Here is an 11,571-nt window from a genome sequence, read left to right as displayed (position 1 = left end):
AGGTAATTACATAGTTACCCAGCCAGAAGCCACAATAAATGCCAGTACAGCGGCTACAATACCAAACATGAAAACACTATAGGCAATTCTTAGCAAGCGGTATTTACGCCCCAATACTACGCCCTGTGCATATACATCCTTGATTAAACTGCCATAAAGAAAATCGCGGTCTTCCATCATTTTAAGCATCCCTTCCTGATAATCGGGCAGGCTCATGCGGTAGAAATTACCAAAGAAAAGCAGGTTTACCCTTTTCTCCCTGATGTCCTCAGGTGTAAATATCCCTTCCGGAATAGATGGCCTGGTAGCCAGGATGGAGAACACCATGGTAACCACGCATACGATAAGCAGCAGCAGTGTAGGAATAATGAGGTGTGGATTGTCTTCCAGTTTGCGCAGCAACAGGCTGAGGATGACAGAAAGAATAATGGAATTGGTCGAGATCATGATGTGCGCCTTGTTGTCGGCCATATCACTTAAACGCTGGTGATTGGTGGAGGAGATCCTGAACATGGTTTCGACACCCCGCTCCGGCCTGTCGCTCTTTTTCTTTTTTTCTTTTTTTACAATTGCTGTAGTTTCCAATGGGGCTGGATGAGTGAGCTTATGTTCCATTTCGGCAAGGTTTTGTGCTTTTTTGGCGTCGAGCAGCTGACGGCAAAAATCTGTATGGTAATGATGTGCTTTGAACAGGGCTATGGTTTTAACCCTCCACTCCGTTTTATCAATTTCTTTATTGCAAAATGCACCGGCTTCCCTGCGCATCAGCTTATTCCGTTCTTTAAAGCTGTCGCTGCCCAGATGAAAGAGGTCGGCATCACAAACGATCTGTTGCAGCAGTCCGACCGGATTTTGGGGCATCCTTGTGGCCAGGATACAGCCGCTGACCTGAGCGATGATCTCAGGATTTACCCCTTTACCGGTTAAAAATTCGGCTGCCATGATTTCTCCGCGGGCCTCATGCTGACGGCAATCGAACAAATAGCCCAGATCGTGAAACCAGCTGGCGGCCGTTACTATAAAGAAATCCTGATCTGACAACTGGTAATGGCTGGCAATTTTAACCGTATTTTCTACTACCTGCTCGGTATGGTGCAGGTTATGATAAATAAAACGCGCATCATTGTGCGCATGGAACAGGCTTGCAACATGGGTACGAAGCTGATCTAATATTTCCCGGTACTGCATCTCTTTTATGTTTTTATCAGAACCTGAACCAGGCATTGAAAGCCGGCATCGGTTCATGCTATAAATATGCGGGTTTTAATTGGTCATCCAAAATAATCAAACAGAATGCTCATTATGATTTATATCACATCAGTTCCTGACCAGGATCATATTCTGTACCACCCTGCAAACCGAACTTTGGACAATATTGATATGGATCATGTTTGAACAGAAGACCATTGCCACCGATACCCAATGCTACCACTGCGGTGAAGATTTACCTTCGAACCCTTATACACTTGATGACAGAAACTTTTGCTGTGTGGGCTGCAAGGGTGTATACCAGCTCCTGTCGGCCCATAACCTGTGCAATTATTATGCCTATAACGATGTACCGGGCCAAACGCAAAAGGTACAGACCGGTCATTTTGAATATCTGGACGAGCCGGGGATTGTGGCTGACCTGATTGATTATACAGATGAAAAAATTACAGTGATCACGCTATATGTTCCTGCGGTACATTGCAGTTCCTGTATCTGGTTACTGGAAAACCTGCACAGGATAAACCCGGCAATTGTACAGTCGAGAATCGACTTTCTGAAAAAACAGGTGGCAGTAACCTTCAAAAATCAGGAAACCACATTGAGGGCCCTGGTTGAGACCCTTGCTGCCATTGGCTATGAGCCGCTGATCAGTTTACAGGATGTTGTAAAAAAGCAGCAGACTGATTTTTCGGAAAGAAAGCTGCTGGGCAAAATTGCCCTTGCAGGTTTTTGTTTCGGCAATGTAATGCTGCTCAGTTTTCCGGAGTATTTTGGACTGTCTGATCTGGAGCAGCAGTTTAAGTTTTTTTTTGGCTGGCTAAACCTGGTCTTTGCCCTGCCAGTAGTATTTTACTGTGGCAGAGATTATTTCAGTTCAGCATATTATAACCTTAAAAACGGGGTTTTGAATCTGGATTTTCCCCTTGCCCTGGGCATTGCTGTCATGTTCATCCGCTCTGCGGCGGAGATCATAAACCGTACAGGCGCAGGATTTGTGGATACTTTATGCGGACTGGTGTTCTTTCTCCTGATTGGAAAATGGATGCAACAGCGCACTTACCATCACCTTTCTTTTGAACGTGACTACCGCTCCTACTTTCCGGTTGCCGTAACCCTGATCACAGCGGGAAAAGAAAAACCTATACCCCTGAATGAGCTGGCCCCGGGCCACAGGATCCTGATCAGGAGCAACGAAATTATCCCGGCAGATGCCATTTTATTGAAGGGTGCGGCAGAGATCGACTTCAGTTTTGTTACCGGAGAGTCTGCACCCGTAAAAAAAGTTTATGGAGAAATACTCTATGCAGGTGGCCGGCAGCTATCGGGTGCCATAGAACTTGAAGTGGTTAAACCCGTTTCGCAGAGCTACCTGACCCGGCTTTGGAACAATACTGCTTTTTATACCCCAAAAGACCCTATTAAAACTTTTAGCCAGACGGCCAGCAAGTATTTCAGCCTGGTATTGTTGCTGATCGCTTTCAGTTCGGCAGCCTTCTGGGGGCTTGCGGGCGATACCAGCCGAGCGGTGGCTTCATTTACAGCAGTACTGATCATTGCCTGCCCCTGTGCACTGGCACTGAGCTCGCCCTTTACCCTTGCAGCCGTATTGAGCATATTTGACAAAAACAGGTTTTACCTGAAAAGTACCGCTGTGGTAGAAGAGCTGGCACGTATAGACACTTTTGTATTTGACAAGACAGGCACCATTACCAATCCGGCAGCCTTGGGATTTAGTTTTCATGGCCGCATTACGGATGAACAGAAACAGTTGCTGAACGACCTGGCCAGCAATTCGGGCCATCCCCTGAGTCGCGAGCTGGTAAAAGTACTGCATAAACACAAAGTTTACGCTGTAGATGACTATGTAGAAAAAATTGGAAGAGGGATTAGCGGACGGATCAATGGACATGAAGTGAAATTGGGAAGTTCCGCTTTTATTGGTTTGCCGCTGATCGACTCTCCGATGCGCAGCAATATACACCTGATGATTGATGCCGAATACCTGGGCTATGTTGTTTTTGAACAGCAATGGCGTGCAGGGTTCAAAGAACTGACTTTTAAGCTTGGAAAATATGCCGACCTGCATCTGTTGTCGGGCGACCAGGACCATGACAAACAGACGCTTATCCCCTTTTTCCCGAATGCAAGTCAGCTGCAGTTCAGACAAAGTCCGCAAAACAAGCTGGATTACATTACAAAGCTCCAAAACCAGGACAAAAAGGTGTTGATGCTGGGAGATGGTTTAAACGATGCCGGCGCATTGAGACAAAGCAATGTGGGTGTGGCAGTTACCGACAACATCAATAATTTCTCCCCGGATTGTGATGCTATACTTGACGGTGCTGCCTTCCACAAGCTTCCTCAGTTTATGAAGCAGGCTAAAGATGCGGTAAAAATTATCCACATCAGCTTTGGGATCTCCCTGGTATACAATATAGTGGGCCTGTACTTTGCGGTGCAGGGACTGCTCTCGCCGCTTTTTGCGGCCATATTGATGCCCATAAGTACCGTAACCATTATTTTATTCACCAGTATAGCGGCAAGGCTGTACGCCCGTAAAAACAAATTGTTATGAACATGATCTACTTTCTGATTGGCTGCAGCATTTTACTGGCACTTGTATTTCTGGCAGCTTTTTTTTGGGCCAGCAAGACCGGGCAGCATGACGACACCTATACACCTGGTGTGCGCATCCTTTTTGATGACGAACCGGTAGAAATCAAAAAAGCGGAAAAACCTGATGAAGATCACTTTTAAGCTGAACAGTTATCATTCCATACCCCCGGGATGCCCGGTAATTTTACATCCATAAACATTCATTATTTTAACATGACTGAAAAATTTTACTACGACAACAAGATCGTCAGGAACTTTGCCATCGCCACCATAGTATGGGGCATTATCGGCATGACGGTAGGATTGCTCATTGCCATGCAGTTGTTTAAGCCTGCGTTAAATATGGGATCACAGTACACTACGTTTGGGCGTATCCGTCCGCTGCACACCAACGCGGTCATTTTCGCCTTTGTAGGAAATGCCATATTTATGGGCGTTTATTATTCTTTACAGCGATTGCTGAAAGCGCGCATGTTTAGTGATGTGCTCAGTAAAATACATTTCTGGGGCTGGCAGCTCATCATTATTTCGGCTGTAATTACACTTCCCTTGGGTTTAACCTCCTCACATGAATATGCCGAACTGGAATGGCCCATAGACATTGCGATTACCCTGATATGGGTGGTATTTGGCGTAAATATGTTCGGGACCATTATTAAGCGCCGCGAAAAACACATGTATGTGGCCATCTGGTTTTACATTGCCACCTTTGTTACCGTAGCTGTGCTGCACATTGTAAACTCATTTGAGCTGCCTGTATCGGCTTTTAAAAGCTATTACCTGTATGCAGGTGTACAGGATGCACTGGTACAATGGTGGTATGGCCACAATGCTGTTGCTTTCTTTTTAACTACACCCTACCTGGGCATGATGTATTATTTCCTGCCTAAAATGGCCCAAAGGCCGATATATTCCTATAAACTGAGTATCCTGCATTTCTGGTCGCTCATTTTCATTTACATCTGGGCCGGTCCGCACCACCTGTTGTATACTTCCCTTCCGGGCTGGGCACAATCGCTGGGTGTGGCCTTTTCTGTTATGCTCATTGCACCAAGCTGGGGCGGGATGATCAATGGCCTGCTTACCCTGCGTGGTGCATGGGACAAGGTACGGGAAGACGCGACGCTCAAATTTATGGTAGTGGGCATAACCGCTTATGGTATGGCTACTTTTGAAGGTCCGATGCTGGCCTTAAAACAGATCAATGCCATTGCACATTATACCGACTGGATTGTTGCGCATGTACATGTTGGCGCACTGGGCTGGAATGGCTTTCTTACCTTCGGCATTTTGTATTGGCTGATCCCAAGGATCTACCGGACTTCCCTGTATTCCAAAAAGCTGGCTTCCTTCCATTTCTGGATCGGTACGCTGGGCATTATTTTTTATGCCGTGCCCCTGTATTTTGCCGGGTTTACACAAGGACTGATGTGGAAAGAGTTTACAGAAGAAGGTATGCTGAGGTACCCAAATTTTCTGGAAACCGTACTGCAGATCTTGCCGATGTACGTATTGAGGGCCATAGGTGGCGGTTTATACCTGATTGGTGTGATTGTGATGACCTATAACCTGATCAAAACGGTAGGTACAGGTAAACTGCTGGCCAATGAACCGGCCGAGGCCCCTGCCCTGCTCGAAAACTACCAGCCGCAGGGCTCTGACAAAAAACTGCACCGTATGCTGGAGCGTAAACCAATGGTATTTTTAGTGCTTTCGCTGGTTGTGATCCTGATTGGAGGTATGGTAGAAATGATGCCCACTTTTACCATCAAATCCAATATCCCTACCATCAGCAGTGTAAAACCTTATACCCCACTCGAATTACAGGGCAGGGACCTTTACATCAAAGAAGGCTGTGTAAGCTGCCATTCGCAGATGATCCGTCCTTTCCGTTCAGAAACAGAACGGTATGGGGAGTACAGCAAGGCCGGGGAATTTGTGTACGACCACCCGCATTTATGGGGTTCCAAACGCACGGGCCCTGATTTGCAGCGTGAGGGTGGAAAATACGGAAATGCATGGCATTTTAACCACATGATGGACCCGCAGACCATGTCGCCCGGCAGTATCATGCCGCCATACGAATGGCTGGTAACCCAAAGCCTGGATACGAGCACTACCCGCAGCAAGATCAATGCCATGCGGACATTGGGTGTGCCTTACGAAGCCGGCTATGAAAACAGGGCGAACCGGGACCTGGACGCACAGGCCAGGGCAATTGCAGATGACCTGCAGAAAAACAACATCAAAGTAAAGAGCGATAAGGAGATCATTGCCCTGATTGCCTATTTACAGCGATTGGGAACAGACATTAAAGCAAAGTAAAACATTAAAACGAGAAGCATATGTTTAAGCAATTTTTAGATCAGGCTAGCGGAAACCAGGGCTACCTGATCACCTCTCTGGCCATCTTCCTGCTCTTTTTTATCGGCGTAGCCATTTTGCTGGCCACCATGAAAAAAGATGAGGTAAAATACATGAGTGAACTTCCATTAAAAGATGATGTAAAATGAGTGATATTTTAATTTGGGCCTTACTGTTTGTTTCGGTAAGTATACTGGTGGTTTCGGTACTGGTTTTGAAGGTAATCAAAATCTATATACAGCAAAGTTTACACCCCTCCCGCCTGGCAACAGCTGAGGAAAAAGAGCAGTACAGACTGGAGCAGGAAGGCCTGCAAATGGAAAAGCCGGAGAAAAGCAGTATCTGGACAAAATTACTTGGTCTGAAGCCCCTCTCAGAAGAAAAAGAACTGGTGATGGAGCATGAGTTTGACGGCATAGCCGAACTGGACAACCCTACCCCTGCCTGGTTTATGGTGCTGTTTTATGGAACCATCTTTTTTGCCATTGCCTATATGGTTAATTACCATGTAATTGGCTGGGGCAAATCGCAGGAGCAGGAATATGCAGCCGAACTGCAGCAGGCTGAAGATGAACACATTGCTTATCTACAGAAACCCGGCGCCGGTACTGCCAATAAAATTAACGAGAGCAATGTAGCGCAAAGTACCGATAAAGCGGTGCTGCAGGCTGGCGGGGCACTGTTCAAAACAGCATGCAGCCCCTGCCATGGCGAACATGCAGAAGGCGCTGTTGGGCCAAACCTTACGGACGATTACTGGCTGCATGGCGGGAAGGTGAAGGAAATTTTTAAGACCATTAAATACGGTGTACCGGAAAAAGGGATGATAGCCTGGGAGAAGCAGCTGAAACCCAAACAGATCTCGGACATTGCCAGTTACATATTGTCACTGAAAGGCAGTAACCCGGCAGGTGCAAAAGCACCTCAGGGCAAAAAAGAAGAATAAGATGTCGCACGCCCCCAGTCATTTCAGAGACCAGATCTCCACCTTAACGGACGATGGAAAAAAGCGCAAATGGATCTATCCACGTGTTGTTAAGGGAAAATTATACCAATACAGATCATGGCTCAGTTACTTTTTTCTGGCCCTGCTGTTTGCTGCCCCATTTTTAAAGCTGAATGGGGAGCAACTGGTATTGCTAAATGTGCTGGAGCGGAAATTTGTGTTTTTCGGAGTGGTTTTCTGGCCCCAGGATTTTTATCTGTTTGTGCTGGCCCTGCTGACCTTTATGGTATTTATTGTGCTGTTTACGGTGGTATTTGGCCGTGTATTTTGCGGCTGGGCCTGTCCGCAGACCATATTTCTGGAAATGGTGTTCCGCAAAATTGAGATCTGGATAGAGGGCGACCAGCTGAAGCGAAAAAAGCTGGATGATGGTCCGCTTACGCGGGAAAAACTTTTTAAAAAGACTTTAAAACATAGCATCTACCTCTGTATTTCCTTCTTTATTGCCAATATCTTCCTGGCTTACCTGATCGGTTCGGCTGCACTGATAAAGATCATGACAGAACCGGTTGCTTTACACCTTTCGGGCTTTATTTCCATTTGCGTTTTTACCCTGGTGTTTTACCTGGTATTTTCGAAAATGCGGGAACTGGTATGTACCGTTGCCTGTCCCTACGGCCGCTTACAAGGTGTATTGCTGGACAACCAGAGCATTATTGTGGCTTATGACGATCTGCGTGGGGAGCCAAGGGCAAAGCGGGTAAAAGAACAGGAAAACCAGAACGGGGATTGTATAGACTGTAAGTTATGTGTGGATGTTTGCCCTACAGGAATAGACATCCGCAATGGTACGCAAATGGAATGTGTGAACTGTACGGCCTGTATTGACGCCTGCGATATGGTGATGGAGAAGATTGGCCGTCCTGCCAGGCTGATCGGCTTTAAATCAGAAGAAGAGATCCGCAGCAAAAAGCCCTTTCAGGTCAACAGACGCATTTATGCTTATGCTGTTGTTTTATTCATCTTAACCGGCGTCTTGTCTTACTTGCTGGTTACACGAAGCGCTGTAAAAACTACGATCTTAAGGGCCGGAGGAACACTGTACCAGCTAAGAGATAAAGACAAGACCGTAAGCAATTTATACAATGCAGAGCTGATCAATAAAACCAATGCCACCATCCGCTTTAACCTGCTCGCTGATCGTCCTGGTGCTAAAATCCAGTACATTCAGCAACAGGACAGTATTGTTTACGGAGGTGTAGTGAAGCTGACTTTTTTTGTCATTTTACCACAAAAAGAAATTGATCAATATAAATCAGAAATGGTGTTTAAACTGGTATCAGAGGATGGTAAGGTATTGGACCGCTTTGAAACCACCTTTATTGCACCACCAAACAATTAAGACAATGAACTGGGGAACAAAATTAGTGATCGGGATGCTTTGCTTTATGAGTTTTATTATAGTGCTGGGTATCCTGATGTTTAACAGCAAAGACGATGCGCTGGTAGATAAGGACTATTATGAAAAAGGGCTGGAATACGATAAAGATTACAACCGCAAGGAACAGGTAAAAACAGATGATGCAGCACCGGAGATCACTGTACTGTCAGATGAAATGCGGATCACTTTTAAGGCAGCTGCGCAAGGTGAACTGAAACTGATCAGGAATTCCGATCAGCGGATGGATAAAAAGACAGCCATAAAAACAGATGGGGCCAACCAGGTAAAACCATCCTTGAAAGGAATAAGCAAAGGCCGCTGGAAAATTATATTGAGCTGGATGACGGATGGCAAGGCCTATTTAAATGAACAGGAAATTACGGTGTTATGAGTACAGAGAAACTTGCCTTTATGATTGGACTGCTGGGCAGTGTGCATTGCATAGGCATGTGTGGCCCGCTGGCTTTTGCTGTTCCTTCTTTAAAAAAGGGCGGCCTTTTCCTGGTAGCGGATAAGCTGGTTTACCAGTTTGGGCGCATTGCAGCTTATTGTACTCTGGGGGTAATTGTTGGACTGATTGGCCAGCAGATCTGGCTGGCCGGCTTTCAGCAGGGCATCAGCATTTTAAGCGGGGTACTGATTGTGGTGGCTGCCTGTTCCAGACTATTTAAGTTCAGTTTGTTCAACACACAATCGTCTTTTATGCTTGGCCCCTTTAACAGGGCTTTTAATTATTTGTTAAAACATAAGGCCAATCACTTGATCATTGGTTTTATCAATGGTTTTTTACCTTGCGGTTTTGTTTACCTGGCCCTTGCGGGAGCATTAAATACCAAGGGCATAGCAGATGCGGTAAGCTATATGTTCTGGTTTGGTTTGGGTACGCTGCCCTTGATGTTCATCGCTACGCTGGGCTTAGGTTTTACCGGTACGGTATTCAGGAAAAAAATTAACCGGGTAGTGCCTTATCTGATGTTGTGTATAGGACTGTGGTTTATACTGAGGGGCCTGTCGCTCGACATTCCTTATGTGAGTCCGCCGCCCCTGCAGCCCGGCATCAGCAACTGTAAATAAAACAGGCCGGTTTTGTAACCGGCCCGCGAGTGGAGCATTAATCTGCCATACTGAATACCTGCTTTTCAGGTTGTTTTTCCCACAACCGGGCATCCAGCGTCATACATATATTTCTCAGGAAACGTTTACCAAATCCGGTGACACGCAATTCACCGGCCGATAAAAACACTAACCCATCCTGAGCGAGCCAGCGCATTCTGATCAGTCCCTCTGCCAGGGCCTCATTTTCTTCTTCTGCCAAAGTCCATGAAGTATACCCGCGGCAGATGATGTTCAGAATATGTTTGCGGATCAGCAGATCCGTTTCAGTTAAGAGGTGCCCTTTAAATACCGGGAACAATCCCTTGTTTACCATATCGGTATAGGTTTCGACGGTCTTTACATTCTGGGCAAAGGCATTCCAGCTGTCGCTGATCGCAGATACCCCCAGGCCTATGGTTAACCGGCTGTACTGGTCTGTATAGCCCATAAAATTGCGGTGCAGACTGCCCTTTTGATCCGCTTCGTACAGGCTATCCGTTGTCAAAGTAAAATGGTCCATTCCGATTTCAGTATAGCCACCCTCTTTGAGGAGTTTGCGGCCCAGCTTATACAACTCTTCTTTAGATTCCGGAGCGGGCAAATCACTTTCTGTATAACGGCGCTGACCGGGTTTAACCCAGGGCACATGGGCATAGCTGTAGAAGGCAATCCGGTCCGGTCTTAACCTCAATACCTCTTCAATGGTATCGGCAAGGCCTGAAAAGCTTTGATGCGGCAAGCCATAGATCAGGTCGTAATTAAGAGACTTATAGCCATTTTCGCGTGCCTTCCGGGAGATTTGTTCTACCTGCTCTACCGTTTGTACCCTGTTGATGATCAGTTGTACCCTTGGGTCAAAATCCTGGATACCAAGACTCAGCCTGGTGAAGCCCAGCTGGTTTAAGGTGATCAGATGTTCGGTTGTTGTATTTGCCGGATGCGCTTCAAAGCTAAATGCCGCATCTTTATGTACAACAGCATCTTTCAATATACCCTTAATTAAAAATTCGAGGTTTTGGGCATTAAAAAAAGTTGGTGTACCCCCTCCGAGATGTAATTCCCTGATGAGCGGTTTGGTTTTAAACTGTTTTAAATAAAGCTGCCATTCTTTTAAGAGGGTATCGACATAAGGTTTTTCTACCTGGTGGTTCTTTGTGATCCTGGTGTTGCAGCCACAATAGGTACACAGGCTTTCGCAAAAAGGCAGGTGGATGTATAAGCTGATGCCATCCTTTTGATTGCTTTCATCGAATGAGCCCACAACAGCGCTGCACCATTCATCGGCATTAAAATTATCTTCGTTCCAATAAGGTACTGTAGGATAACTGGTGTAACGGGGGGCGGCAATATGGTATTTTTGTCTGATAATATTAGTGTTCATGGGTATGAGCGCTATGATGAGCAGAAGCAGTTGGTTTAACTTTATCGCAGGCTTTTGAACAAACGCAAGCCTGGCCCAGACAGCGTTTTTGCTGCCATTTATCAAGATTTATAATGGTTTCTTCTGCCAATGCCATCGGCAATTCGGAATTACTAAGCCTATGAAGTGCAGTAACCGGCACACTGGCAATGCGCATTGCCCTTTTGGCTGCTGCATCCTGGTCGATATGCGCCGTTGAAACAGAACGTGTGGCAATGTATTTTACCCCCAGATCGGCCAGTTTGCCGATGACATCTGCAGAGACGATGTCATCTTCAAACACAATTACAGCTTCCTTTCCTGCAGCATAACTTACGGTATCGGTACTGAGCACATTAGAGATCAGCGTGATCTCGTGTTTTTTATGATTGGCAATTGCCAGGGGTTCTTTTTCGAATGACTTTATACTGTACGCAACTACTTTCATGCAAATCTGATTATTGAATAATCAAAATTAACAGTCCTGCAGCGCTCAAA

The 11,571-nt window shown here is 46.0% G+C and carries 11 protein-coding genes; 8 read left to right on the top strand and 3 right to left on the bottom strand.

The features are described from left to right. Window positions 1–6: 6 nt before the first annotated feature. A complete protein-coding gene (locus tag HDC92_RS05545) occupies window positions 7–1,245 on the bottom strand; it encodes a Pycsar system effector family protein (RefSeq protein WP_255484456.1) in 1,239 nt (412 codons plus the stop codon). A gap of 142 nt (window positions 1,246–1,387) precedes the next feature. Between HDC92_RS05545 and HDC92_RS05540 the strand changes: the two genes are divergently transcribed. From HDC92_RS05540 to HDC92_RS05505, 8 genes are all read left to right on the top strand, one after another. After that, window positions 1,388–3,787 carry a heavy metal translocating P-type ATPase gene (locus tag HDC92_RS05540; RefSeq protein ID WP_183872891.1) on the top strand — a complete coding sequence of 800 codons (2,400 nt, stop codon included), beginning with the start codon at window positions 1,388–1,390 and terminating at the stop codon, window positions 3,785–3,787. Next, the gene (ccoS, locus tag HDC92_RS05535) at window positions 3,784–3,969 is read left to right on the top strand and encodes a cbb3-type cytochrome oxidase assembly protein CcoS (RefSeq protein WP_015808299.1); all 186 of its coding nucleotides are present in this window, start codon (window positions 3,784–3,786) and stop codon (window positions 3,967–3,969) included. Before HDC92_RS05540 ends, ccoS begins: the two co-directional genes overlap by 4 nt. A gap of 72 nt (window positions 3,970–4,041) precedes the next feature. Continuing rightward, window positions 4,042–6,153 carry a cytochrome-c oxidase, cbb3-type subunit I gene (ccoN, locus tag HDC92_RS05530; protein ID WP_183872889.1) on the top strand — a complete coding sequence of 704 codons (2,112 nt, stop codon included), beginning with the start codon at window positions 4,042–4,044 and terminating at the stop codon, window positions 6,151–6,153. Window positions 6,154–6,173: 20 nt separating this feature from the next. Then, window positions 6,174–6,341, top strand: coding sequence for a hypothetical protein (locus tag HDC92_RS05525; protein ID WP_183872888.1), 168 nt, complete (start codon window positions 6,174–6,176; stop codon window positions 6,339–6,341). Further along, window positions 6,338–7,138 carry a cbb3-type cytochrome c oxidase N-terminal domain-containing protein gene (locus HDC92_RS05520; protein ID WP_015808302.1) on the top strand — a complete coding sequence of 267 codons (801 nt, stop codon included), beginning with the start codon at window positions 6,338–6,340 and terminating at the stop codon, window positions 7,136–7,138. The genes HDC92_RS05525 and HDC92_RS05520 overlap by 4 nt, the downstream gene beginning before the upstream one ends. Window position 7,139: 1 nt before the next feature. Then, complete coding sequence (gene ccoG, locus HDC92_RS05515) at window positions 7,140–8,540, top strand: cytochrome c oxidase accessory protein CcoG (protein WP_183872885.1); 1,401 nt, start codon at window positions 7,140–7,142, stop codon at window positions 8,538–8,540. A 4-nt stretch (window positions 8,541–8,544) separates the two neighbouring features. Then, window positions 8,545–8,970 (top strand): FixH family protein, encoded by a 426-nt coding sequence (locus tag HDC92_RS05510; RefSeq protein WP_183872883.1) that lies wholly within the window; start codon window positions 8,545–8,547, stop codon window positions 8,968–8,970. Next, window positions 8,967–9,653: a sulfite exporter TauE/SafE family protein gene (locus tag HDC92_RS05505; protein ID WP_183872881.1), complete on the top strand. Its 687-nt coding sequence runs from the start codon at window positions 8,967–8,969 to the stop codon at window positions 9,651–9,653. The genes HDC92_RS05510 and HDC92_RS05505 overlap by 4 nt, the downstream gene beginning before the upstream one ends. Before the next feature lie 37 nt (window positions 9,654–9,690). Here HDC92_RS05505 and hemN read toward each other — a convergent pair whose 3' ends face one another. After that, window positions 9,691–11,055: an oxygen-independent coproporphyrinogen III oxidase gene (gene hemN, locus HDC92_RS05500; protein ID WP_015808306.1), complete on the bottom strand. Its 1,365-nt coding sequence runs from the start codon at window positions 11,053–11,055 to the stop codon at window positions 9,691–9,693. After that, window positions 11,045–11,521 (bottom strand): lactate dehydrogenase, encoded by a 477-nt coding sequence (locus tag HDC92_RS05495; RefSeq protein WP_015808307.1) that lies wholly within the window; start codon window positions 11,519–11,521, stop codon window positions 11,045–11,047. The genes hemN and HDC92_RS05495 overlap by 11 nt, the downstream gene beginning before the upstream one ends. Window positions 11,522–11,571: the final 50 nt, after the last annotated feature.

This window comes from Pedobacter sp. AK017, assembly GCF_014200825.1.
Classification (GTDB): domain Bacteria; phylum Bacteroidota; class Bacteroidia; order Sphingobacteriales; family Sphingobacteriaceae; genus Pedobacter; species Pedobacter heparinus.
This window is presented reverse-complemented; position numbering and strand designations above follow the sequence as displayed.

What these genes read in the sequence shown, in the direction of transcription:
- HDC92_RS05545 (WP_255484456.1), bottom strand. Translation starts at nt 1,245, where the DNA reads ATGAACCGATGCCGGCTTTCAATGCCTGGTTCAGGTTCTGATAAAAAC.
- HDC92_RS05540 (WP_183872891.1), top strand. Translation starts at nt 1,388, where the DNA reads ATGTTTGAACAGAAGACCATTGCCACCGATACCCAATGCTACCACTGC.
- ccoS (WP_015808299.1), top strand. Translation starts at nt 3,784, where the DNA reads ATGAACATGATCTACTTTCTGATTGGCTGCAGCATTTTACTGGCACTT.
- ccoN (WP_183872889.1), top strand. Translation starts at nt 4,042, where the DNA reads ATGACTGAAAAATTTTACTACGACAACAAGATCGTCAGGAACTTTGCC.
- HDC92_RS05525 (WP_183872888.1), top strand. Translation starts at nt 6,174, where the DNA reads ATGTTTAAGCAATTTTTAGATCAGGCTAGCGGAAACCAGGGCTACCTG.
- HDC92_RS05520 (WP_015808302.1), top strand. Translation starts at nt 6,338, where the DNA reads ATGAGTGATATTTTAATTTGGGCCTTACTGTTTGTTTCGGTAAGTATA.
- ccoG (WP_183872885.1), top strand. Translation starts at nt 7,140, where the DNA reads ATGTCGCACGCCCCCAGTCATTTCAGAGACCAGATCTCCACCTTAACG.
- HDC92_RS05510 (WP_183872883.1), top strand. Translation starts at nt 8,545, where the DNA reads ATGAACTGGGGAACAAAATTAGTGATCGGGATGCTTTGCTTTATGAGT.
- HDC92_RS05505 (WP_183872881.1), top strand. Translation starts at nt 8,967, where the DNA reads ATGAGTACAGAGAAACTTGCCTTTATGATTGGACTGCTGGGCAGTGTG.
- hemN (WP_015808306.1), bottom strand. Translation starts at nt 11,055, where the DNA reads ATGAACACTAATATTATCAGACAAAAATACCATATTGCCGCCCCCCGT.
- HDC92_RS05495 (WP_015808307.1), bottom strand. Translation starts at nt 11,521, where the DNA reads ATGAAAGTAGTTGCGTACAGTATAAAGTCATTCGAAAAAGAACCCCTG.